Source organism: Lentzea sp. NPDC036949, assembly GCF_055608075.1.
In genome coordinates, this window is record NZ_JBVJRA010000018.1 from 59,962 (window position 1) to 82,896 (window position 22,935).

Sequence of the window (22,935 nt, forward strand, 5' to 3'; positions counted from 1 at the left end):
GCGTACCGATCCGCGAGCGGGGCCGTCCTTAACTCGTGACGGAGCAGGTCGGGGTGAAGGGGCAGCCATGCCAACCGCCGCATACGCGCAGTACGGTGAGGATCGCACCGCTCACAGGGGAGGTCGGATCCTGACCACGACGCTGCTTCCGGCCCGGCGGTCGACGGCGACCGGGGCCGGGTCGCTCTGGCCGCTGACCGGTGGCGTCCGGCAGGTCGCGGCCGACCTGGGGCTCGTGCTCGTCGGGGTGCTCGACGTGTGGCTCGGCATGTCGTGGCTGGCCGACGAGCACCCGCCGGCCTACTCGTTGTGGCTGTCCTGGATCGCGGCCGCGGTGCTGCTGCTGCGCCGCCGGTTCCCGTTCGTGGTGGCGCTGCTGACCATCCCCGGTTTCTTCTTCGGCTGGGCGCAGATGGCCGCGATGATCGCCCTGTACGCGGTCGCGCGCCGGTACGTGTGGGGCTGGCAGACGCTGGCCGCGGGCGTGCTGGTGTGGCTCAGCCGCTCGGCGCTGTGGCCGCCGGAGGACTTCCTCAAGTTCCCCTGGTACGCCCACCTGCACTCGGCGATCCGCGGCGTGATGATCGCGGGCCTGCCGATCGCGCTGGCCCTGCTCGCCCACGCCCGCCAGCAGCTCGCCGACCGCATCGCCGAGCTCGCCGAGTCCCGTGAACGCGAACGGGTCCTGAACGCGCACGCCGTCCGTGCCGACGAACGCGCGCGCTTGGCCCGTGAGATGCACGACGTCGTGTCGCACCAGGTCAGCTTGATCGCCATGCAGGCGGGCGCGCTGCGGATGGCCGTGGCGAACGCCGAGCACAAGCAGGTGGCCGCGACGATCCGCACGTTGTCGACCAGGACCCTGGACGAGCTGCGCCAGCTCGTGTCCGTGCTGCGCACCGCCGACGGTGACGACGTGACCCAGCCCGGTGTCGGTGAGCTGCCCGAGCTCGCCGCCGACGCCGGTTTCGAGGTGGAGCTGCAGGTCAACGGGCCGGTGAACGACGTGGCGGCCCCGGTGTCCGGCGCGGTCTACCGGACCGTGCAGGAGGCGCTGACCAACGTCCGCAAGCACGCACCCGGTGCCACGGCGCAGGTGGTGGTGGACGCGGGCGACGAGGCCGTGCGCGTGGAGGTGCGCAACGCGGCGTCACCCGAGCCCGGCCAGTCGCTGCCCAGCGGCGGTCACGGCCTGGTCGGCCTGCGGGAGCGCGCCACGCTGCTCGGCGGCGAGTTCTCCGCGGGCCCCACCGAGGAGGGCGGCTACCTCGTGACGGCGTCGTTCCCGACCCAGCGCACCGCCGCCGACAACTAGCCGTTTGATGTTGAGGTGGTAGTACTTGCAGACGCCTTGAGAGGCAGGCGCGGGAGATCGCGGAACTGTTCGAGCGCGGTCAGCGCTTGGAGGCCAGCGCCGCGGAGAGGCCGGCTGCCGCGCCCAGCACGCCGCAGGTGATCGCGATCGGCAGCACCGGTTCCCTGTCCAGCAGCACCGACACGAGCAGCCACACCGCGAGCCCCAGGCCGAACCCGAGGGGCACCGACGCGATCACCGCGCCCACCCCGGTCTGCCGGCGCCGCAACGCCCGCAGGTTCGACTCCAGGTACGCCAGCGTGAACAGCAGCAGCAGCGCGGACCCCGTGCCCATGATGCTCAGCCACGGCGTCTGGTTCGACACGAGCAGGAACTCGCGTCCGTCCACCGCCGCCGTGACCGCGCCGCCGACGACCCACCGCGCCGCACCGGGCAGCTCGAACCCCTCCTGCCCGCGCACCACGTCCGCGAGCGGGAGACCGGCCAGCGACACCGTCAGCCGCTGCCCCTCGACCGCCACCGGCTCGGACAGGTTCGCCGGGTACGACGGCAGGTCCCGCCCGGACACCGCGAACGGCACCGCCACCAGCGCGATCAACGCAGCCGCGGCCACCAGCCACAGCCACCACGGACGGGCCGCCGGCGTGATCACCTGCGCGGCGGGCACCAGGGTGCCGCTGCCGCTCAGCCGGGCGGCGGGCACCGGGTCGGTGAGCGTGGCGCGGACCGGCTGCTGGGTGATCGAGATCGTGTCGCGCGGCTGGGTGGGCCGCGCGGACGGCCGCGCGGCGGACACCTGCGGCGCCAGGTGCACGGGCATGCCGAGGCGCATCAACCAGTCCGGCCCGAACAGGTGGCCCGCCGCACCGGCGAGGTCCACGGCGAACGTCTCCGCGTTGCGGTAGCGGGCCGACGGGTCGCGGGCCAGGCTGCGCATGACCACGCCGGCCAGCGGACCGGGGACGTTCGTCAACGGCCGCGGGTCCTGGTGGACTCGCTTCTGGATCATGGCGAGCGCTCCGCCGCCGCGCTCGAACGGCAGGTCGCCGCTCAGCAGCTCGTACAGCACCGTGCCGGTGGCGTAGACGTCCGCGGCGGGTGTGAGCGCGTTGCCCAGCGCCTGCTCCGGCGCGATGTAGGCGGGTGTGCCGAGCACCGCGCCGGCGTGCGTGACGAGCGTGGCGCCCTCGGACACCACCTGCGAGATGCCGAAGTCCGCGACCTTGACCAGGCCGTTCGAGGTGAACAGCAGGTTCTTCGGCTTCACGTCGAGGTGCAGCACCCCGGCCTCGTGCGCGGCGTGCAGCCCGGAGAGCGCCGCCAGCACGATGCCGCAGGACTGCTGGGCGGTGAGACCGGCGGAGGCGAACCGGGACCAGACCGTGCCGCCGTCGAGGCGTTCCATGACGAGCAGGTGCTCGCCGTGCTGCCGGACGTAGTCGTACACGGGCACGATGTGCGGGTGGTCGAGCCGGGCGAGCAGCCGTGCCTCGTGCTCGAACCGCTCGCTCATCCGCGGGTCCTCCGCGACCGCGGCCGGCAACCGCTTGATCGCCACGGGACGGCCGAGCTGCCGGTGCACGCCGCCGTACACGACGCCCATCCCGCCCTCGCCGATCTGCTCGCCGACGGCGTACTGCGGGAGCGCGGCGACCACACTGGACAACGTCACCGGGCAGTCCTCACAGTCTCGGGATCCTCACGGTATCCACTTCGGACAGTTGCTGTTGCTGTTGCTGTTCGCCCGGATGCGGCGTCACGTAGCCGAGGAGCAGTGCCACCGCGGCCGCGCCGACGACGAACGGGATCTCGGCGGAGGGTGACGGCGCCACGAGGCGCAGCACCGACAGCGTGAACACCGCGATCAGCCCGGTCCCGATGCCGGCCGGCAGGAACCGCATCGCCCGCTGCCACCGGTTCGCGGGCAGCCGCCGCCGCGCCAGCGCGATCAGCGCGCCCAGCCACGACAACGCCGTCAGCGCCAGCACGCCCAGCCCGAACGCGCCGTAGACCGACCACAGCGAGCCCCGGATGTCACCGGTGGCGTCGATCGAGGCGAGCACCTCGCGCTGCGGGCCGATCACCTCCACCGACACCGGCAGCAACCCGATGGCCTGCGCCCCCAGGTCAGCGGGCTCCAGCGGGAACGACCGCGTCTCGGTCTCCCCCGCCGGCACGTCGAACGGAACCGTTGTGTCGTAGGCGAAGAAGGTCAGCGCCAGCACGGACCCGCTGATCCGCACCGTCTTCACGTGCTGCACCGTGTCCGTGTCGTTGCGGACCGTGACCGAGACCCTGGCGGTGCGGTCCGGGTCGAGCACCATGACCGTCGCGCCCACCGGGGTGCTGTCCACTGTGGCTTCGAGCGTCACCGACCCGCCCTGTGCGGACGCGGTTGACGGCAGCAGCATAATTCCGCACCACAGCAGTAAACCTGCACCGGTCGTACGACGTCTCACTAGCGCACCTTCGGTTCTGATCCGGGGAGAGGGAATGCGGTCTTCAGTCTTACTCGCGGCCTTGACGGCCGGTGTTACGGTGCTGGTCGCCACACCGGCAGCCGCCCAGCAGCAGCTGACCGTGTCCGCGAACCCCGGCACCGGACCCGCGGGGTCGAGCGCGACCTTCACCTGGACGGGCTTCTACAGGTGCAAGGGCACGATGCGCATCAACTGGCCGGGCGGAAGCGTACTGGCCACCGCGCCGTGGGTGGCTAACGGTTCGGTCACCGCGACCATCCCGGCCGGCGCCAAGGCCGGTCAGTACGTCTTCACCGCGACCGACGAGTGCAACCGGATGGCCCGCAACACCTTCGTCGTCACCCCGCGGCCGGCCACGACGACGACGCAGCCGCCGGTCACCGTCCCCCCGGTGACGAACCCGCCGGCCACCGACCCGCCCGTCACACGCCCGCCGGTCACCACGACCACCACGACCACTCCCCCGGTCACGACGACCACCACCACGACGACGACCACCGCACCGTCGTCGTCGGGCACGTCGTCGTCCACCGACCCGTTCGGCTCCTCCGGTGACGGCGTCCTGGTGCTGGACAAGGAGAACATCCAGCCCGGCGAGGACCTGACCGCGACCGGCACCGGCTGCCCCAAGGGCGCCGGCGTGACGCTGAAGTCGCTCGGCCAGGACGTCGGCAAGGCCACCGCCGACGACAACGGCGGCTTCACCGCGCCGGTGCGGTTCACGAACATCGAACCCGGCCGGCACAAGGTGCGCGCCGAGTGCGGCATCACGCTCGTCGGCAACGTCGACGTGACGCTGTCCAGCTCGTCCGGCGGGAGCAGCAGCACGCTCGTGGTGCTGGTGTTCTTCCTGCTGGTCGGTGCCGCGATGCTGCGCCGCCAGTTCTCCGGCCTGCGGCGGTGACCCTCCGGCACCCCCAGGTAGTGCCTGAACACGCGAAAGGCCCCCTCTCCGCAGATGAGGGGGCCTTTCGCGTTGATCGGGAACTCCGTGAGCCCTACGGCTCCTCGCGCTGACGGCGCAGCTTGGCGAGAGCCTCTTCGAGGATCGCCTCACCGTCCGCGTCGGAGCGCCGCTCCTTCACGTACGCGAGGTGCGTCTTGTACGGCTCGTTGCGCGGAGGCGCGGGTGGCGTCTGCTCGTCACGACCTGCCGGCAGGCCGCAGCGCGGGCAGTCCCAGTTCTCCGGAATCTCCGCGTCGACCGCGAAAGACGGCCGGGACTCGTGACCGTTCGCGCACCAGTACGACACCCGACGGCGGGGCGCGGACTCGCCGCGCTCCGACTCACCCATCGGTCCTGCGCCGACGCGGGTACCGCGAATCGCGTTACCACCGGACATCGACCGTTACACCCCCACCAAGTGGTTACCCCAAGCCCCGGAGGGCTTCTGCCGCTGAACGGTTGATCAGCTGCCCGCGCCGGGCAGCTTGATCAGCAGTCCGATGCCCACGATCGCGATGATCCAGACCGCGCCGACGAACAGCGTCAGGCGGTCGAGGTTCTTCTCGACAACGGAGGAACCGGACAGACTCGACTGCATACCGCCGCCGAACAGCGAAGAAAGGCCGCCACCACGGCCGCGGTGCAGAAGCACGAGCAGCACCAGCAGCACGCTGGAGACGATCAACAGGATCTGCAGGAACAGGATCATTTCTTCCTCGCTGTCAGGCAGCCGACGCCATAGAGTACCTGTTCGACTGCCGAACGTGTGCAACCAGTGGGATTAAGGGTTTGTCCAGATCAACCTAGGGTAGAGGCCCGCCGGCAGCCAGAGCGCAGAGCTTGGTGAACTCGTCGGCCTGGAGGCTCGCGCCGCCGACCAGGGCGCCGTCGACGTCCTTCTGCCCGATGAGCTCACCGATGTTGGACGACTTCACCGAGCCGCCGTAGAGCACGCGGACGACCGCGGCGGTCTCCTCGCCGTAGGACTCCGCCACGAACGAGCGGACCAGCGAGCACACCTCCTGCGCGTCGGCCGAGGACGCGGTCTTGCCGGTGCCGATCGCCCAGACCGGTTCGTAGGCGAACACGATCTTCGCGACCTGCTCGGCGGTGAAGCCCTTGAGACCGGCCTCCAGCTGCCGGCGGACGAGCTCCAGGTGGCCCTTCGCCTCGCGGACGTCGAGCTTCTCGCCGAAGCAGAAGATCGGCGTGACCTCGTGCTTGAGGGCGGCGGCGATCTTGGCGTTGACCAGTGCGTCGGTCTCGCCGTGGTACTCGCGGCGCTCGGAGTGCCCGACCACGACGTAGTGGCAGCCGAGCTTCTTGAGCATCAGGCCCGACACCTCGCCGGTGTAGGCGCCGGAGTCGTGCTGCGAGATGTCCTGCGCGCCGTACTTGAGCAGCAGCTTGTCGCCGTCGACCAGCGTCTGGATGCTGCGGATGTCGACGAACGGCGGGAGGACGGCCACCTCGACCTTGGCGAAGTACTTCTCCGGCAGGGCGAAGGCGATCTTCTGCACGAGGCCGATCGCTTCGAGGTGGTTCAGGTTCATCTTCCAGTTGCCCGCGATGAGCGGGGTGCGCGCTGCCACCTCAGTCCTCCAGGACGCTGATGCCGGGGAGTTCCTTGCCTTCGAGGAACTCCAGGGACGCACCACCACCGGTGGAGATGTGCGAGAACCCGTCCTCGGGCAGACCCAGTGCGCGGACGGCCGCCGCGGAGTCGCCACCGCCGACGACGGTGAACGCGCCGGAGGCCACGAGCGCCTCGGCCACGGCACGGGTGCCGCCGGCGTAGGTCTCGATCTCGAAGACGCCCATCGGGCCGTTCCAGAACACGGTCTTGGCGTCGGCGAGCTTCGACGCGAACAGCTCGCGCGACTTCGGGCCGATGTCGAGGCCCATCCGGTCGGCGGGGATCGAGTCGGTGCCGACGACGTCGTGCTCCGTGCTGCCGAACTCGGCGGTGACCAGCACGTCGACCGGCAGCACGAGTTCGACGCCGCGCTTCTCCGCCTCGGCGAGGAAGCCCTTGACCTGGTCGAGCTGGTCTTCCTGCAGCAGCGACGTGCCGACCTCGTGGCCCTGGGCCTTGAGGAACGTGTACGCCATGCCGCCGCCGATGAGCAGCCGGTCGACCTTGCTCAGCAGGTTCGCGATGACGCCGAGCTTGTCGGAGACCTTCGCGCCGCCGAGCACCACGACGTACGGGCGCTCCAGGTCGTCGGTGAGCTTCTTGAGCACACCCAGCTCGGCCTCGACGAGACCGCCGACGTAGGCGGGGAGCTTCTGCGCGACGTCATAGACCGAGGCCTGCTTGCGGTGCACGACACCGAAGCCGTCGGACACGAACGCGTCGGCGAACGCGGCGAGCTCGTCGGCCAGTGCCGCGCGCTCCGCGTCGTCCTTCGAGGTCTCGCGGGCGTCGAAGCGGACGTTCTCCAGCATCACGACGCCACCGTCGGTCAGCGCGCCGACCGCGGCGGTCGCGGACGGGCCGACCAGGTCCTCCGCGAGCACCACCTCGGTGCCGAGCAGCTCACCGAGGCGAGCGGCGGCCGGTGCCAGGGAGAACTTGGGGTCCGGCTCGCCCTTGGGGCGGCCGAGGTGGGCGGTGACGACCACGCGGGCACCGGCGCCGGCCAGTGCCTTGATCGTCGGCACCGACGCGCGGACGCGGCCGTCGTCGGTGATCTTGTCGCCGTCGAGGGGGACGTTCAGGTCGGCGCGCACGAGCACGCGCCGACCTGCGACACCCTCCGCGAGCAGGTCGCTGAGAGTCTTCACTGACTGTCCGTTCCCGCTGCTCAGATCTTGGAGGCGACGAGCTTGACCAGGTCCGCGAGGCGGTTGGAGTAGCCCCACTCGTTGTCGTACCAGCCGACGACCTTGACCTGGTTGCCGATGACCTTGGTCAGCGGCGCGTCGTAGATGCACGAGTGCGGGTCGGTGACGATGTCGGCCGACACGATCGGGTCCGTCGAGTACTTGAGGATGCCGGCCAGGGGGCCCTCGGCGGCGGCCTTGTACGCGGCGTTGACCTCGTCGACGGTGACCTCGCGCTTGAGCGTGACGGTCAGGTCGGTGGCCGAGCCGGTGGGGATCGGCACGCGCAGCGCGTAGCCGTCGAGCTTGCCCTGCAGCTCCGGCAGCACCAGGCCGATGGCCTTCGCGGCACCCGTGGAGGTCGGCACGATGTTCAGCGCGGCGGCGCGGGCGCGGCGCAGGTCCTTGTGCGGCGCGTCCTGCAGGTTCTGGTCCTGCGTGTACGCGTGGATCGTGGTCATCAGGCCCTGCTCGATGCCGAAGCTGTCGTTGAGGACCTTGGCGAGCGGCGCGAGGCAGTTCGTGGTGCAGGACGCGTTCGAGATGATCGTCTGCGACCCGTCGAGCTTCTCCTCGTTCGCGCCGATGACGACCGTCAGGTCCTCGTTCTTGGCCGGCGCGGAGATGATGACCTTCTTGGCGCCACCCTCGTCGACGTGCGAGCGGGCCTTGGTGGCGTCGGTGAAGAAGCCGGTCGACTCGACCACGACGTCGACGCCGAGGTCCTTCCAGGGCAGCTTGCCCGGCTCGCGCTCGGCGAGGGCCTTGATGACCTTGCCGTCGACGGAGATGCCCTCGTCGGTGACCTGCACGTCGGCGTCCAGGCGACCGAGGATGCTGTCGTACTTCAGCAGGTGGGCCATGGTGGCGACGTCACCGAGGTCGTTGAACGCGACGATCTCGATGTCGTGGCCGCCGGCACGCACCGCGCGGAAGAAGTTTCGGCCGATGCGACCGAACCCGTTGACACCTACACGAACCGTCACGACGGACTCCTTGCGTTCAGCTGGCTAGGAACAAGCCCACCCTATCTGCCGAACTGCGTCGCTGGTCACAGGGATAGTGAGTATCTCTGGATCGAGCCAGAAAAACAGGCCCTGACTAGGCCGTTCGGCCCATGGTCAGACCTCTGCTTCAAGCATCTCCGCCGTGACCGCCGACTCGGTGTCGGGCAGGCCCAGGTCCTTCGCGCGCTTGTCGGCCATCGCCAGCAGACGCCTTATGCGCCCGGCGACGGCGTCCTTCGTCATCTGCGGCTCGGACAGCTGGCCGAGCTCCTCCAGCGACGCCTGCCGGTGCGCCAGCCGGAGCTGGCCCGCGGCGGCGAGGTGGTCGGGGGCCTCCGGGCCGAGGATCTCCAGCGCGCGGGCGACCCGTGCGGCCGCGGCGACCGCGGCGCGGGCCGAGCGGCGCAGGTTGGCGTCGTCGAAGTTCGCCAGCCGGTTGGCGGTGGCGCGAACCTCGCGGCGCATGCGGCGTTCCTCCCAGGCCAGCACGCTGTCGTGGGCGCCGAGGCGGGTGAGCATGGCGCCGATGGCGTCGCCGTCGCGGATGACCACGCGTTCGGCGCCGCGGACCTCGCGCTGCTTGGAGGCGATGCCCATCCTGCGGGCCGCGCCGACCAGGGCCAGTGCCGCCTCCGGGCCGGGGCAGGTGATCTCCAGGGAGGAGCTGCGGCCGGGTTCGGTCAGCGAGCCGTGCGCCAGGAACGCGCCGCGCCACGCCGCCTCGGCGTCGCACACGCCACCGGACACCACGGGGGCCGGCAGGCCGCGCACGGGTCGGCCGCGTGGGTCGAGCAGACCGGTCTGGCGGGCGAGGCCCTCGCCGTCCTTGACCACGCGGACGACGTAGCGGGTGCCCTTGCGCAGGCCGTTCGACTGGATCGTGAACACCTCGGCGTGGTGGCCGTAGAGCGCCTGGATCTCCTTGAGGAGCCTGCGGGCCGCGGAGCCGAGGTCGAGCTCGGCCTCGACGACCACCCGGCCGGACACGATGTGCAGGCCACCGGCGAACCGCAGCAGGGACGAGACCTCCGCGCGGCGGCAACAGGTCTTGGATACCGCGAGCCTGCTCAGCTCGTCCTTGACCGCCGACGTCATCGCCACGGGTCTGTCCCTCCCACTCCGGTCTCCTCGACCACTTGCCTCAGGCAGCCTGCCAGTGCCTCCGGATCGTGCCGGTCGGCGGCGTCCGGTGCGGCGATCCTGGCCAAGTGCGTTCGCGCACCCAGTGCCGAGGCGGCTCGCGTCAACCGGTCCGGCGTCGGGACCGAGTCGACGTCGGCGATGACCGCGTCCACCTTCAGCTCGGGTGCGTGCTCGCAGACTACGTCCAGATGCCGCTCCGGTGAGAAACCGGCGGTTTCGCCCGGTTGGGGGACGAGGTTGAGCACGAGGACCTTCTTGGCGCGCGTCCGCACCAGCGCGTCGTGCAGCTCGGGGACCAGCAGGTGCGGCAACACGCTGGTGAACCACGATCCCGGGCCGAGTAGCACGAGATCGGCGGCAAGTACAGCCTCCACCGCCTGGGGGCAGCCGGCAGGTCGCCCGTTCGGGGCAGTCAGCCGGATGCGCCGCACCAGTCCGGGCGTGGTGGCGATGGCGACCTGCCCGCGGATCCGGCGCACGTCGGTCTCGTCCTCGTCGAGCCCGGTGACGTCGGCCTCGATGTCGAGCGGGTCGTTCGACATGGGCAGCACCCGCCCCCGCACGCCCAGCAGCCGCCCGGCCACGTCGAGCACCGCCACCGGGTCGCCGAGCTGTTCGAGCAGCCCGGCGAGCACCAGGTTGCCGATCGCGTGACCGGCCAGCGCACCCGTGCCACCGAAGCGGTGCTTGAAGAGCGAGGTCCACAGCACGCTGTGCTCGTCCTCCCCCGCCAGCGCCGCCAGCGCCTTGCGCAGGTCACCGGGCGGCAGCAGGTCGGACAGCTCACGCCGCAACCGCCCCGACGAGCCCCCGTCGTCCGCGACGGTCACCACGGCCGTCACGTCCCCGGTCACCCGCCGCAACGCCGACAGCGTCGCGTGCAGCCCGCGCCCGCCGCCCAGAGCAACTGCCTTCAACTCCGTCACTCGCGTCCCAGATCCCTGTGCACAACCTTGACCGCCATGCCGTCCTCACTCGCCAGCCGCGCCGACAGCTCCTCGGACAGGGCGACACTGCGGTGCTTGCCACCCGTGCACCCAATCGCGAGCGTCAGGTACCGCTTGCCCTCACGCCGGTATCCGGCGCCGACCAGCCTGAGCAACTCGTGGTACCGGTCCAGAAATTCCTCGGCCCCCTCCTGCGACAGCACGTAGTTGCGCACCTCGCCGTCCAGCCCGGTCTGCTCGCGCAGCTCAGGAATCCAGAAGGGGTTCGGCAGGAACCGCACGTCCATGACGAGGTCGGCGTCCATCGGCAGCCCGTACTTGTAGCCGAAGCTCAGCACCGTGACCCGCGTCCTGGTGGCGGCCTCCGTGCCGAACGTGTCCTCGATCTTGGCCCGCAGCTGGTGGACGCTGAGCGCTGACGTGTCGAGCACCAGGTCGGCCTCCTGCTTGAGCGGCGTGAGCAGGACCCGCTCCGCCTCGATGCCGTCCTGCAACCGCCCGTCCCCCTGCATCGGGTGACCGCGCCGCACCGCCTCGAACCGCCGGATCAGCACGGCGTCGGTGGCTTCGAGGAAGAGGACGCGGGGCTTGTACCCGCGCGCGTCCAGGTCCTTGATGATCGACGCGAGGTCCTCGGTGAACGCACGACTGCGCACGTCCATGACGACGGCGACCCTGGTGATCGCCCCTCGCGCCTGCGCGCCGAGCTCGACCATCGTGGCGATGAGCTCCGGGGGCAGGTTGTCCACGACGAACCAGCCGAGGTCCTCCAGGCACTTGGCCGCGGTGCTGCGACCCGCACCGGACAGCCCGGTCACCACGGCGACTTCGATGCCGGACTTCTCCGCGTTCACGACTACGACTCCGTTACCTGTTCATGAGCGGGAGCGTCAGCTTCCGCTTCTCGGTGGGCTGTGCTGTGGGCGGTTCTGGGGTTCGGGCAGTTCTGGGGTTCGGGCAGTTCTGGGCGGTTCTGGGGTTGGTGGGCAGCTCTGCGGTTCGGGCAGTTCTGCCGGTTCTGGACAGGTCTGCCAGTTCGGCGCGCCTTCCGTTCTTCCACCGCGCCGGGTGCAGTCTCCACTGCGAGGCCCTCCGCGCGCGGCAGGTTCGGGCCACGGTGACGCGCGCGTCACGGTGAGGGTGCGCGCTTGGCCCATCTTGGTTGGGCGCTTCGGGGCTGGTTGTGCTCCCGACTGCGGTGGCCGTCACTCGGACAGGTGAAGCTTGTCCGGATCTGCGCCTGGCGCCGTCTTTCAGATGTCTCAACACCATGGTCGTCTTCGCCGCGCCGAGAAGGAAGGGGGCGGGGGGCGGAGTGGTGGGCCGCCGGACGGGAGCAGTGGCAGTTGGGCGGGAGCAACGGTGGCTGAGCCAGAGCGGTGGCTGAGCCAGAGCGGTGGCTGAGCCAGAGCGGTGGCTGAGCCGGAACGGCGGGCGGGTGCGTGGCGACCGGACGTACGTAGCGGGCCGGTGTGCATGGCAGGCCGGTGCGCGTGGCAGGTGGGTGTGCATGGCTGGCCGGGTATGCGTGGCAGGCGGGTATGCGTGGCCAGCCGGGTGTACGTGGGGGACCGGTGTGCATGGCGGGCGGGTATGCGTGGCCGGCCGGTATCCGTGATGGCTGGGTGTGCGTGACGGGCGGGTGTGTGGCGAGCATCGGGGTCAGCCTGCGATGGGGTGGCTCGACTGGAAGGCCAGGCGGGCGTCCGCGGTGGAGGCGATGCGGTCGAGCTCGTCGTCGAGGGCGAGGAAGACGTCCCAGGGCTCGCGGGCGCTGGCCGTGGCGAGGTGGGTGGTCACCAGTTGTTCGAGGTCTTCGACGCGTTTGGCCTTCCAGGCCTTGTCGGCGAGGCTCACCAGGTGGTCCTCGAAGGTCGTGCCGGGGGCGGTCCAGGAGCCGTGGGTGCTGGCGAAGCGGGCCAGGTGGTCCGGCACGCCGTGGCGGAGGAGGAGGGCGTGGCCCGCCGGCTCGTGGGAGGAGCCCGGGGCGGAGAGTTCTGCGGGGTGTTCGACCTTGCCGATGTCGTGGGTGGCGGCGCCGAACAGGACCGCCTCGCGGTCGAACGGCACTTCGGGGTGGTACTGGGTGACCCAGTCGGACAGTTGGCGGGCCACGTCGTGCACCGCGCGCAGGTGGGCGATCAACCGGGGTGGAGCCTGCAGGGTGATCAGGAGGTCGGCGGCCTGGGCGGGCAACGGGGAGAGCCAGTCGGCTTCGGTCAGGGCGCGGGTCATCGCTGCGGTGAGTGGCGGGGGCGAGGGTGTCGGCAGTCGCGGTGAGGGCGTGGGCGACGGAGACGGGACACGTGACTCGGCCGGGGTACGCGGCGCGGTTGGGGCGGACGACGCGGCCAGGGTGTGCGGACCGGTCAAGGTGCGCGATGTGGCTGTGGCCGGCGATGCGGCTGGGGTGCGCGGCACGACTGGGGCAGCCGACGCGGCCGAGGTGCGCGGCACGGCCGAGGTGCGCGATGTGGCTGGGGCCGGCGACGCGGCCGGGGCGGGCGATGCGGCCGGGATGCGCGGCACGACCGAGGCGCGCGACGCGGCTGGGGTGCGCGGCGCACCTGGGGTGGACGGCACGACCGGCGTGGATGGCTCCGCGTCGGCGGGTGGCTGGGCCGTGGCGGGTGCAGCAGCCGGACCAGGCGGCTGAACTGGTGCGGGTGGCTGCCCCGGAACCGGAGCGTCCGGCGGAGTCGGGGTGTGTGAGCAAGCCGCCGGTGTGGGTGGCTGGGGTGGGTCGGTGGGAGCGGGGGTCATGGGGCTGGGTCGGGGTGGGGCGCCGGGGTGGAAGGGGCGGACAGGGCCACGACCACGGCCTCGGCGGTGCGGCGGCCGAAGCCGGGGAGGTCGCTGATTTCGTCCACTGTGGCCTGTTTGAGTTTGCGGACCGAGCCGAAGTGGCGGAGCAGGGCGGCTTTGCGGGTTTCGCCCAGGCCGGGGACGTTGTCGAGCTCGGAGGCGATCATGCGCTTGGAGCGCTTTTGGCGGTGGTAGGCGATGGCGAAGCGGTGGGCCTCGTCGCGGATGCGTTGCAGGAGGTAGAGGGCGTCGCTGGTGCGCGGGAGGATCACCGGGTCGGGTTCGCCGGGGACCCAGACCTCCTCCAGGCGTTTGGCGAGGCCGACCACGGCCACGTCGGTGATGCCGAGCTCGGCGAGGACGTCGGCGGCCGCGGCGGCTTGGGGGGCGGCGCCGTCGACGACCAGGAGGTTGGGCGGGTAGGCGAACTTGCGGGGTTTGCCGGTGTCCGGGTCGATGCCGGGGTTGGGGCCGCCGGAGGCGGTTTCGCGGAGCATGGCCTGGAAGCGGCGGCGGACGACCTCGGCGATGGAGGCGACGTCGCCCTCGGTGGCGGCTTCGCGCAGGGCGAAGCGGCGGTACTCGGACTTGCGGGCCAGGCCGTCCTCGAACACCACCAGCGACGCGACCACGTCGGTGCCCTGGACGTGGCTGATGTCGATGCACTCGATGCGCAGCGGCGCGGTGTCGAGGGCCAGGGCGTCCTGCAGCTCCTGCAACGCGGCCGAGCGCGCGGTGAGGTCGCCGGCGCGGCGGAGCTTGTGCTGGGCGAACGCCTCGGAGGCGTTGCGCGCCACGGTTTCCAGCAGTGCGCGTTTGTCGCCGCGTTGCGGGACGCGCAGGGCGACGCGGGAGCCGCGCTGTTCGGAGAGCAGGTCCTCCAGGGCGGAGGCGTCGTCGGGCAGCACAGGCACGAGGACCTCGCGCGGTGTGCTCTCCGTGTTGTCGCCGTAGAACTGCATGATGAACTGGTCGACGATGGCGCCGTCGTCGACGGCCTCGACCTTGTCGAGCACCCAGCCGCGCTGGCCGCGGACCCGGCCGCCGCGCACGTGGAACACCTGGACGGAGACCTCGAGCTCGTCCTGCGCGAACGCCATCACGTCGGCGTCCGTGCCGTCGCCGAGGACCACGGCCTGCTTCTCCATCGCGCGGCGGAGTGCTCCCAGGTCGTCGCGCAGCCGGGCCGCGCGCTCGAACTCCAGCTCCTCCGACGCCTGCAGCATCTCGCGTTCGAGGCGGCGGACCATGTGGTCGGTCTTGCCGGCCAGGAAGTCGCAGAAGTCGTCGACGATGTCGCGGTGCTCGTCCGCGGACACCTTGCCCACGCACGGCGCGGAGCACTTGTCGATGTACCCGAGCAGGCACGGGCGGCCGATCTGGTTGTGGCGCTTGAACACACCGGCCGAGCAGGTGCGCGCGGGGAACACGCGCAGCAGCAGGTCCAGCGTCTCGCGGATCGCCCACGCGTGGGCGAACGGGCCGAAGTAGCGCACGCCCTTCTTGCGCGGGCCGCGGTAGACGTGCAGCCGCGGGTAGTCCTCGAACAGCGTGACGGCCAGCACCGGGTACGACTTGTCGTCGCGGTACCGGACGTTGAACCGGGGGTCGTACTCCTTGATCCAGTTGTACTCCAGCTGCAGCGCCTCGACCTCGGTGGTCACGACGGTCCACTCGACCGACGCGGCCGTGGTCACCATCTGCCGCGTGCGCGGGTGCAGCCCGGACAGGTCCGCGAAGTAGGAGTTCAGCCTGCTGCGCAAGCTCTTCGCCTTGCCGACGTACACGACCCGGCCACCGGCGTCGCGGAACCTGTAGACGCCGGGGGCCTCGGGGATCGAGCCCGGAGAAGGGCGGTACGTCGAAGGATCTGCCACGTGACCCAGCCTAACGACGGGGTCTGACAAAAGTGGAAAGGGTCAGGCCAGGACCACCTGGTCGCCGTCGACGCGGACCTGCACGGCGCGCAGGCCGGAGGTGGCGGGGCCCTTCTTGACCTTGCCGTCCGCGGCGGCGAACTGGCTGCCGTGGGAGGGGCAGGTGATGGTGCCGGCGGACGGTTCCGCGACCATCGAGCCCTGGTGCGGGCAGGTGGCGTCGTAGGCCTTGACCTCGGTGGCCGAGATGCGGGCGACGACGATCTTCTTGCCGCCGGGTGCGTCCACGACGGCGCCGCCGCCCTCGGGCACGTCGGCCAGCGCGACCAGCGCACCTCCCGCCGCACCGGTCGAGCCGGTGGAGCCGGTGGAGCCGGTGGAGCCGGTGTTGCCGCTCCCCTGCTGGGTCGGTGCGGTGCCGGACGACGTGCCGGGTGAGCTGCAGGCCACGAGGCCGCTGGGCACGGCGAGGGCAACCGCGATTCCGCACAGGGCAGCCCGCCTGCTGACTGGGCTTTCGGTGGTCACGACCGATCCTCCGTGGTGGGTGGTGTTCGGGGTCACACCACAGCAGTACGCGATCCGGGCGGCGGAAGTTCAGCGACGGGCCGGATGCACAGCAATTCCACAGGTCTCAGGCGAGCAGCAGGTCATCACCGGACAGGGTGATGGCGACCTCGGTCAGGCCGGACGTCGCGGGTCCTCTGCGGACGGCGCCGGTGGCCGGGTCGAAGGTGCTCCCGTGCAGCGGGCAGGTGATCACGCCGGCGGCGGGCGGGTTCACCAGGGAGCCCACGTGCGGGCACGAGGGGTTGAACGCCCGGTACTCACCCGGCCGGGGCTGCACGACGAGGAGCTGGGCGTTGCCGGGCATGTCCACCAGCACGCCGCTGCCCTCGGGCACGGACGACGCGGGGGTGACCCGGTCCCCCGCACGGGCGGTTCCGACACCGCCCGTCTTGCGCGGCGCAGGCTCGCCACACGCACTCAAAGCCGCGACGAGCCCGCACAACAACACTGAACGACGGTCCACGGGTGCCGATTATCGGCGCTGGTCCTCCGCGACGGCCGTCCGGGCCAGGGCGAGCACTGCGGTGAACGGCGGGAACCAGTGCCGCGAGTGCGACGGCGGGTTCGCCCACCGCAGGGAGCCGTACCTGGTCATCGTGGGTGGCAGCGCGATCCGGTGGGGCGAGCGCACGAACTGGACCTCGGCCGGGGCCTTGAGGTGCGTCGGTAGCAACGCGACCAGCTCGGCGAGGAAGATCCAGTGCTCGCGGGGGCCGGGGATGACGGTGACCGGTCCGGCGAGCATGCGCGACTTCAGGTCGGCCAGCACGCGCGACCCGATGCGGGCCGGCATGGCGAGCGCGGTGGTGGCGGGCCCGAGGGGCAGGAACACGCCCTGTTCGGTGACCTGCACCTGCCAGCCGAGCAACCGGTAGCCGGCGACGGCCTCCCCGATCGCCCGGTCGTGTGCCCTGTTCTGTGGGACACCGGCTTTGCCGGTCTCCGCGGTCGTGAGGCTCATCGGCGGTCGTCCTCCCCTTCGGGTGGGTCAGGCACTCGGTCACGGGGATCGACCCGCGACCCGACGATGTGCAGGGTGCTTCGCACTTCGCGTCAGCACCACTCGCCCGGTGCATGGGCTTCATGCAGCGGACGCATGAAGCTCATCCGCCGGGCGGGGGTACCGGGGGTGCGACACGCGTACCCATTACGTCTTATGCATGAGATGGATGGACTGACGATCACGGCTCCGTACACTTGGTAATCGCTCAGTGACGGGAGCGATGCCGATGGATGCCGCGAGACCCAAGTCCAGGCGCGCCTGCCCGTGTGGGGCGTTCATCGCCGCCGACAACACCGACCGGTTGTGCCACCGGTGCCGCCGCAACGCCCGTTCCGGTGTGCACGGCCCTCCCGCGGTCCCCGACGACTTCTGGGACCACCCCTCGGTCGCGGCCGCCTGCACCGACCGCGACATGGGCGCGTTGATCTCCGCGTACCGCCACCACCCGCACCACCTCAGCCGGGTGTCCCAGGACCGCATGGCGGCGTGGCTCGGCATCAGCCAGGCCCAGCTCTCGCGCTACGAGTCGGGTGAGAACCCGATCGACCGCCTCGACCGGTTGCGCCACTTCGCGCTGGTGCTCGGCGTGCCGGGCGAGCGGCTGTGGTTCGACCGGGTCGTCATCCCAGCTCAGGTGGGTTCCCCCGGTTCGGGCCCACCGGATGTGCTCGCCGCCCCGTGGGAGGCGACGAGCATTGCCCGTTCGGTCGAGGAGACGGCGAGGAGCGACTTGGCGATCAGCAGACGAGCGGCGCTCACGGGAGCGGCCGCGGTGACGGTGGGGTCCGCACTGGTCGAGCCGTTGCAGCGCTGGCTGCACCCGTTGCAGAACCTGTCGCGGTGGTCGTCGCACTCGGCGATCAGCGAGGAGGAGCTGGCGGCGTTGCAGCAGGTCGCGGACGGCCTGCGCGGCTGGGGCGGCCGCGGTGGTTTCGGGCTGGCCCGCAAGGCCGTGCTGGGTCAGCTCGACGAGCTGGCCGAACGGCTCCAGCGCGCCCCCGCGGGCCCGTTGACGGAACGGGCGTTCTTCATCGGCGCCGAGCTGTCGAAGGTGGCCGCGAGCATGTCGTTCGACGCGGGCCTGCACAACGCGGCTCAGCGCTACTACGTGCTCGCCATCCGGATGGCGAAGGCCGGTCAGAACGACGGTTTCGCCGCGTTGTGCCTGGCCGCGATGGCCCGGCAGATGTTCGACCTGGGCCGCCCGGAGGACGGTCTGGAGCTCGTGCAGCTCGGCCAGTACGGCACCCGCCGCACCGGCACGCCGACGTTGAAGGCCCTGCTGCTCACGCGCGAGGCCTGGGCCTACGCGCAGCTGGGCAAGGTCCGCGAGTTCCACCAGGCCGTCGGCATGGCGCAGGACAGCTTCGCGCAGCGCGACTCGTCGCACGAGCCGGACTACCTGCACAGCTTCGACGAGGCCGAGTTGGAGGGCGTCATCGGCGCCCGCTGCCGCGACCTCGCGATGCATGACCCCTCTCAGGCCGTGTACGCCGAGCAGCACATTCGGCGTGCGTTGGAGCTGAGGGACCCCTCGAAGGTGCGCAACCGCGCCTTCGACGTGATCGGACTGGCGCGCACCAAGATGGTCGCGGGAGACCCGGAGGCGGCGTGCGGGTTGATCAACGAGGTCCTGCCGACGGCGGCGAAGCTCTCCTCGGGCCGGGTGCTGCGCAAGCTGGAGGACTTCGCGAAGGAGGCGGCACGGCACCGCCACATCCCCGCCGTGCAGGACACGCGCGACGCGATCAGGGCGATTCGGACCGCCTGATGCGCGTCGGTGTCACCGGTCACAGCAACCTGGTCCCCGAGTGCGTCCCGGCCGTCCGCGCCGCGCTGTCGGCGGTCTTAGCCGGCTTGGGCCGGCCGCTGGTCGGCGTCACGTGCCTCGCGCCGGGCGCCGACCAGGTGTTCGCGCGCGCGGTGCTGGACCTGGGCGGGCAGGTGGAGGTGGTGCTCCCGGCGCTCGACTACCGCGACCGGCTCAAACCGCACCAGGTCGCCGAGTACGACGAGCTGCGGTCGGCCGCGACGGTCGTCAGCGTGCTGCCGCACATGACGTCGGGCCGGCTGGCCTACGTCGCCGCGAACGAACGCGTGCTGGCCTCGGTCGAGCTGCTCGTGGCGGTGTGGGACGGGGTGCCGGCGCAGGGCAGGGGCGGCACGGCGGACGTGGTCGAGCAGGCACGGGCGTCCGGGGTGCCGATCGAGGTCGTGTGGCCGCCGGAGGCGCGCAGGAAGTCGTGAGCACGGGGGTGGGGCCGTGCCCGGGGTTGCGCTACGCCACCTGAGCGAAGTTCGTCGGCAACCGGACCAACTCGTCGCGCAGCCCTACCCACACCCCGCCCCCGTTGATCACGCTTCCGGGACATGGCAGCCGATCCGTTCGCCCGCTTGGCCGACCGCCAGCACTCCCTGCGAACAGCACTGCGCGCACTCCAGGCGACCCACCCCGGCAGCCCCGAGCTCCCCGCCCTGCTCGCCGACACCGACCGGGAGGTCCAAGCCGTCGTGCAGGCGCGCAGGGACGTCGAGTCGGCGCGGCTCACCGTCCCGAACCGGGTCGTCGCGGCCGTCACGGCGGTCGCGGCGCTGACCGTGGTCATCGGGTGGTTCGACCCCTGGTCGCTGGTGTCGGTCGTCCTCGCGCTGGCGGTCGCGGCCGCGGTGCTCGTGGACCCCACCGGCACGCGGCTGTGGGAGCCGCGGGCCCGCACCGCCGCCATCTCCGCCGCGCTCGCGGGGGTGCTGCTCACCCCGGTCCTGCGCGGGTGGGCGGCACTGGCCGTGGTCGCGGGTGGCGTGTGGTGGGCGTGGAGGACGCTGCGGTGAACATCGACCCGGTCAAGGCGCTCGGCGACAAGGTCGAACGGCTCAGGAAGGACCTCGGCACCCTCACCGCGCGCCTCGACGACGTCGAGACCGCGGGAGCGCAGCAGCAGCTCAGCGCCACCAACCAGATCAGGGACAACAACCGCAGACTCACCGGGACCAACGACCGGGTGAGCGAGCTCGCCGAGAGCGTCCACCGGCTCGAACGCCTGCTCGTCGCGCTCAACCGCAAGGTGCGGGCGGGGGTGGCGGAAAGGGCCGACTTCGACGACTGGCCCGGCATCGACCAGACGCTCGTCGACACGATCCTCGCGGGGCAGGACGCCTACGCGCGCAAGACGTTCACGCCGCAGGAGGCGCAGGACACTCGCAAGCTGATCGCGCGGTACGACGCCCGGCTCGCCGAGGCGATCGACGCCGCCGAGGGGCTCACGAACCTCCCGGCGAACGCGGAGTCGTTGTGGCGCGCCAAGTACGCGCGGTGGCAGGCGTTCGGGAAGCTCGGGCGGCGGCCGCCGGCACCGGACGACGAGGCGCACGCCGGGGACGCCGCCGCACGGTCGCAGGGCAACGAGGCGGTCGCCGAGGCACGCCGGCAGATCCGCGAGCGCATCGAGGACGCGGTCGCGCGCGACCTGCTGTTCCCGGCGTGGTTCGAGAACGCGCTTGGACCCGCCGCACCACCGGGGTGTGCGGACGACTGGCTCTGCACGGCAACGGACGTGGTGCTGTACCGGCTGTTGCACGGCGTCGACAGCCCGGCGGACGCGCTCGGCCCGGCACCCCGGGAACAGGGGCACCGCAGGACCTTGCACGACCGGCTGGTCGGCGAGTGCGCGGAGTACCGCAGGGCGTGAGCACAGGACCGGACAGGGCGCCTCTGTCCGGTCACGCGCTCATGCGGTCAGGCGGATCAGGCCAGTTCGAGGCTGAACCGCTGCTGCGCGTCGTCCACCACCAGCACCTTCACCTGCACGGTCGAACCGACCTCGGCCTGCTGACCGTGCAGCAGCCCGTGTGCCCCGGCGGGGTGCTCGACGAACGAGCCGAACGGGACGGTCGAGACGACCTTCCCGGAGAAGACATCACCAACGTTGGGAAGCATTGCGCATCACCTCCTCTCCCGTGCGCAGTTCCCCTTGAGAACGGAGGAAGCGCGGGGGTGGAGGGGCCCTGATCAAGTCAGGGCCGGGCAACCGTTCCGCTCACGGCACAGGGCCGACCCGGCAGTCATACCGGGAAGACTAGCCACTTCCCGCGGTTGTCCGCAATGGAACTTAGACTTCCGCCCATGCTGGAGACGTCCGCACGGCTGCTGAAGCTGCTCTCGTTGCTGCAGGTGCGGCGCGACTGGACGGGCCCGGAACTCGCCGGCCGGCTCAGCGTCGACGTGCGCACGATCCGCCGCGACGTCGACAAGCTGCGCAGTCTCGGCTATCCCGTCACGTCGCTTCCCGGCGCCACGGGCGGGTACCGGCTGGGGGCGGGTGCCGAGCTGCCGCCGCTGCTGCTGGACGACGACGAGGCGGTGGCCGTCGCCGTAGGACTCAGGACCGCGGCGAACGGTACGGTCGCGGGCATCGAGGAGACGTCGGTGCGCGCGCTCACCAAGCTGGAGCAGGTCCTGCCGAGCCGGTTGCGCAGGCGCGTCCAGGCGTTGCAGGCCCACACCACTCCCCTGGTCGCGGGCGGGCCGGTGGTCGACGCGGCGACGCTCACGGTCATCGCCGCCGCCTGCCGGGACCACCAGCAGCTGCGGTTCACCTACGCCGCCACGCACGGCGAGCCCGCGAAACGGCTCGTCGAGCCGCAGGGGCTCGTGCACACCGGCCGCCGCTGGTACCTGGTCGCGTGGGATGTGTCCAAAGAGGACTGGCGGACGTTCAGGGTCGACCGGATCACCGAGCAGCCGGCGCTCGCGGCCCGGTTCGCGCCGCGCGAACCGCCTGCCCCCGAGCTCGGCGAGTTCGTGTCGCGCCAGGTCGCGTCGAGCGTCTACACCTACCAGGCCGTGCTCACGGTCCACGCACCCGTGCGGGCGGTCGCCGAACGTTCGACGCCCACCTCGGTGTCGCTGGAGGCGATCGACGACGACACGTGCCTCGTGCGCACCGGCGCCGAGTCGCTCGACCGGATGGTGTTCTTCCTGCTGTACCTGGGTTTCGACTTCGAGGTGCACGAACCGCCGGAGCTCAGGGACCACATCGGCACGCTCATCGACCGCATGCGCACCGCGATCGGGGTCCGGGGATGACGGCCACGACCGACTTCGCCACCGCGGTGGACCCGTACCGCCGCGAGCTGCTCGCGCACTGCTACCGGATGCTCGGCTCGCTGCACGACGCCGAGGACCTGGTGCAGGAGACGTACCTGCGGGCGTGGAAGTCCTACGACCGGTTCGAGGGCCGGTCGTCGGTGCGCACCTGGCTGTACCGGATCGCCACGAACGCCTGCCTCACCGCGCTGGAGAGCCGCGCCCGCCGGCCGTTGCCGTCCGGGCTCGGCACCCGCGGCGCCACGCAGGACGACCCGCTCACCCAGGACCACGAGGTGCCGTGGCTGGAGCCGTTCCCGACCGACCCGGCGGCGATCGTCGCGGAACGGGAGAGCACGCGGCTCGCGTTCGTCGCGGCGCTGCAGCACGTGTCACCACGGCAACGCGCGGTGCTGATCCTGCGCGACGTCCTGCGGCTCAGCGCCGCAGAGACCGCCGACCGGCTGGACATGACCGTCGCCGCGGTCAACAGCGCCCTGCAACGCGCCCACGACCGGCTCAAGGACCTCAGCGAGGACCAGGTCACCGAACCGGGCGGGGCGCGGGAGCTGCTCGACCGGTGGGTCGAGGCGTTCGTGGCCAAGGACATCCCGGCGATCGTCGCGCTGTTCAGCGAGGACGTCGTGTGGGAGATGCCGCCGTACCCGCAGTGGTACCGCGGCCCGGACATGATCGCGTGGCACCTCGTGCACCAGTGCCCGGCCGTCCCCGGCAGGGCGCGCATGATCGCGACGGAGGCGAACGGCCAGCCCGCCTACGGCCTGTACCTGGAGGGCGAGGACGGCGGGTACCGGCCGTTCAACCTCCAGGTGCTGGAGGTCGGGCACGACCGGATCACGCGCGTCTCGTCGTTCTTCGACCTCAGCCTGTTCCCGCGGTTCGGGCTGCCTTCGACCGCATGAGGTCCGA

Annotated in this window: 25 protein-coding genes; 9 read left to right on the forward strand and 16 right to left on the reverse strand. The window is 71.3% G+C overall.

Translation table 11 applies throughout. The features are described from left to right. Positions 1-67 precede the first annotated feature (67 nt). Positions 68-1,315, forward strand: coding sequence for a sensor histidine kinase (locus ACZ7CD_RS35305; protein ID WP_360400190.1), 1,248 nt, complete (start codon positions 68-70; stop codon positions 1,313-1,315). A 79-nt stretch (positions 1,316-1,394) separates the two neighbouring features. On the opposite strand, the gene ACZ7CD_RS35310 is transcribed toward ACZ7CD_RS35305, so the two are convergent. Together ACZ7CD_RS35310 and ACZ7CD_RS35315 are read right to left on the reverse strand one after the other, a co-directional pair. Continuing rightward, positions 1,395-2,987 carry a serine/threonine-protein kinase gene (locus ACZ7CD_RS35310; protein WP_470380603.1) on the reverse strand — a complete coding sequence of 531 codons (1,593 nt, stop codon included), beginning with the start codon at positions 2,985-2,987 and terminating at the stop codon, positions 1,395-1,397. A gap of 10 nt (positions 2,988-2,997) precedes the next feature. Beyond that, positions 2,998-3,726 (reverse strand): hypothetical protein, encoded by a 729-nt coding sequence (locus ACZ7CD_RS35315; RefSeq protein WP_470380604.1) that lies wholly within the window; start codon positions 3,724-3,726, stop codon positions 2,998-3,000. A 109-nt stretch (positions 3,727-3,835) separates the two neighbouring features. Between ACZ7CD_RS35315 and ACZ7CD_RS35320 the strand changes: the two genes are divergently transcribed. Next, a complete protein-coding gene (locus tag ACZ7CD_RS35320) occupies positions 3,836-4,699 on the forward strand; it encodes a hypothetical protein (protein ID WP_360400181.1) in 864 nt (287 codons plus the stop codon). A 94-nt stretch (positions 4,700-4,793) separates the two neighbouring features. Here ACZ7CD_RS35320 and ACZ7CD_RS35325 read toward each other — a convergent pair whose 3' ends face one another. From ACZ7CD_RS35325 to ACZ7CD_RS35365, 9 genes are all read right to left on the reverse strand, one after another. Next, positions 4,794-5,138 carry an RNA polymerase-binding protein RbpA gene (locus ACZ7CD_RS35325; protein ID WP_053738343.1) on the reverse strand — a complete coding sequence of 115 codons (345 nt, stop codon included), beginning with the start codon at positions 5,136-5,138 and terminating at the stop codon, positions 4,794-4,796. Between the two features lie 66 nt (positions 5,139-5,204). Continuing rightward, entirely contained in the window at positions 5,205-5,450 is a 246-nt protein-coding gene (secG, locus tag ACZ7CD_RS35330) for a preprotein translocase subunit SecG (RefSeq protein ID WP_030470276.1), read from the reverse strand. A gap of 94 nt (positions 5,451-5,544) precedes the next feature. Further along, the gene (gene tpiA / locus ACZ7CD_RS35335) at positions 5,545-6,333 is read right to left on the reverse strand and encodes a triose-phosphate isomerase (RefSeq protein WP_360400177.1); all 789 of its coding nucleotides are present in this window, start codon (positions 6,331-6,333) and stop codon (positions 5,545-5,547) included. Between the two features lies 1 nt (position 6,334). After that, positions 6,335-7,528 carry a phosphoglycerate kinase gene (locus ACZ7CD_RS35340; RefSeq protein ID WP_470371037.1) on the reverse strand — a complete coding sequence of 398 codons (1,194 nt, stop codon included), beginning with the start codon at positions 7,526-7,528 and terminating at the stop codon, positions 6,335-6,337. 20 nt (positions 7,529-7,548) lie between these two features. After that, on the reverse strand, positions 7,549-8,553 hold the full coding sequence (gene gap, locus ACZ7CD_RS35345) for a type I glyceraldehyde-3-phosphate dehydrogenase (RefSeq protein ID WP_053738345.1): 1,005 nt from the start codon (positions 8,551-8,553) through the stop codon (positions 7,549-7,551). A gap of 135 nt (positions 8,554-8,688) precedes the next feature. After that, positions 8,689-9,675, reverse strand: a complete 987-nt coding sequence (gene whiA, locus ACZ7CD_RS35350) for a DNA-binding protein WhiA (protein WP_360400170.1) — start codon at positions 9,673-9,675, stop codon at positions 8,689-8,691. After that, the gene (locus tag ACZ7CD_RS35355) at positions 9,666-10,634 is read right to left on the reverse strand and encodes a gluconeogenesis factor YvcK family protein (RefSeq protein ID WP_458434354.1); all 969 of its coding nucleotides are present in this window, start codon (positions 10,632-10,634) and stop codon (positions 9,666-9,668) included. Before ACZ7CD_RS35355 ends, whiA begins: the two co-directional genes overlap by 10 nt. A gap of 5 nt (positions 10,635-10,639) precedes the next feature. Then, positions 10,640-11,497: an RNase adapter RapZ gene (rapZ, locus tag ACZ7CD_RS35360; RefSeq protein ID WP_053738354.1), complete on the reverse strand. Its 858-nt coding sequence runs from the start codon at positions 11,495-11,497 to the stop codon at positions 10,640-10,642. Positions 11,498-12,326: 829 nt separating this feature from the next. Further along, a complete protein-coding gene (locus ACZ7CD_RS35365; RefSeq protein ID WP_470380605.1) occupies positions 12,327-12,899 on the reverse strand; it encodes an HD domain-containing protein in 573 nt (190 codons plus the stop codon). A gap of 49 nt (positions 12,900-12,948) precedes the next feature. Between ACZ7CD_RS35365 and ACZ7CD_RS35370 the strand changes: the two genes are divergently transcribed. Next, the gene (locus ACZ7CD_RS35370; protein ID WP_470380606.1) at positions 12,949-13,320 is read left to right on the forward strand and encodes a hypothetical protein; all 372 of its coding nucleotides are present in this window, start codon (positions 12,949-12,951) and stop codon (positions 13,318-13,320) included. A 103-nt stretch (positions 13,321-13,423) separates the two neighbouring features. On the opposite strand, the gene uvrC is transcribed toward ACZ7CD_RS35370, so the two are convergent. The 4 genes from uvrC to ACZ7CD_RS35390 form a co-directional block, all read right to left on the reverse strand. Next, a complete protein-coding gene (uvrC, locus tag ACZ7CD_RS35375) occupies positions 13,424-15,346 on the reverse strand; it encodes an excinuclease ABC subunit UvrC (RefSeq protein WP_470380607.1) in 1,923 nt (640 codons plus the stop codon). 42 nt (positions 15,347-15,388) lie between these two features. Continuing rightward, positions 15,389-15,874 (reverse strand): Rieske (2Fe-2S) protein, encoded by a 486-nt coding sequence (locus ACZ7CD_RS35380; RefSeq protein WP_360400158.1) that lies wholly within the window; start codon positions 15,872-15,874, stop codon positions 15,389-15,391. A gap of 106 nt (positions 15,875-15,980) precedes the next feature. Next, a complete protein-coding gene (locus ACZ7CD_RS35385) occupies positions 15,981-16,379 on the reverse strand; it encodes a Rieske (2Fe-2S) protein (protein ID WP_360400155.1) in 399 nt (132 codons plus the stop codon). Between the two features lie 9 nt (positions 16,380-16,388). Then, on the reverse strand, positions 16,389-16,877 hold the full coding sequence (locus ACZ7CD_RS35390) for a hypothetical protein (RefSeq protein ID WP_360400152.1): 489 nt from the start codon (positions 16,875-16,877) through the stop codon (positions 16,389-16,391). Positions 16,878-17,145: 268 nt separating this feature from the next. On the opposite strand from ACZ7CD_RS35390, the gene ACZ7CD_RS35395 reads away from it, so the two are divergent. The 4 genes from ACZ7CD_RS35395 to ACZ7CD_RS35410 all read left to right on the forward strand — a co-directional run bounded on the left by ACZ7CD_RS35395 (position 17,146) and on the right by ACZ7CD_RS35410 (position 20,608). After that, complete coding sequence (locus ACZ7CD_RS35395) at positions 17,146-18,690, forward strand: helix-turn-helix domain-containing protein (protein WP_360400149.1); 1,545 nt, start codon at positions 17,146-17,148, stop codon at positions 18,688-18,690. Then, positions 18,690-19,166 carry a hypothetical protein gene (locus ACZ7CD_RS35400; protein ID WP_360400146.1) on the forward strand — a complete coding sequence of 159 codons (477 nt, stop codon included), beginning with the start codon at positions 18,690-18,692 and terminating at the stop codon, positions 19,164-19,166. Before ACZ7CD_RS35395 ends, ACZ7CD_RS35400 begins: the two co-directional genes overlap by 1 nt. A gap of 123 nt (positions 19,167-19,289) precedes the next feature. Then, positions 19,290-19,751, forward strand: coding sequence for a hypothetical protein (locus tag ACZ7CD_RS35405; protein WP_360400143.1), 462 nt, complete (start codon positions 19,290-19,292; stop codon positions 19,749-19,751). Next, entirely contained in the window at positions 19,748-20,608 is an 861-nt protein-coding gene (locus tag ACZ7CD_RS35410; RefSeq protein WP_458431196.1) for a hypothetical protein, read from the forward strand. Before ACZ7CD_RS35405 ends, ACZ7CD_RS35410 begins: the two co-directional genes overlap by 4 nt. 56 nt (positions 20,609-20,664) lie before the next feature. On the opposite strand, the gene ACZ7CD_RS35415 is transcribed toward ACZ7CD_RS35410, so the two are convergent. Beyond that, a complete protein-coding gene (locus ACZ7CD_RS35415; protein ID WP_360400137.1) occupies positions 20,665-20,856 on the reverse strand; it encodes a S1 RNA-binding domain-containing protein in 192 nt (63 codons plus the stop codon). Positions 20,857-21,042: 186 nt separating this feature from the next. Between ACZ7CD_RS35415 and ACZ7CD_RS35420 the strand changes: the two genes are divergently transcribed. Continuing rightward, a complete protein-coding gene (locus tag ACZ7CD_RS35420) occupies positions 21,043-22,005 on the forward strand; it encodes a helix-turn-helix transcriptional regulator (RefSeq protein ID WP_360400134.1) in 963 nt (320 codons plus the stop codon). Beyond that, entirely contained in the window at positions 22,002-22,928 is a 927-nt protein-coding gene (locus tag ACZ7CD_RS35425; RefSeq protein WP_458431194.1) for a sigma-70 family RNA polymerase sigma factor, read from the forward strand. The genes ACZ7CD_RS35420 and ACZ7CD_RS35425 overlap by 4 nt, the downstream gene beginning before the upstream one ends. Positions 22,929-22,935: the final 7 nt, after the last annotated feature.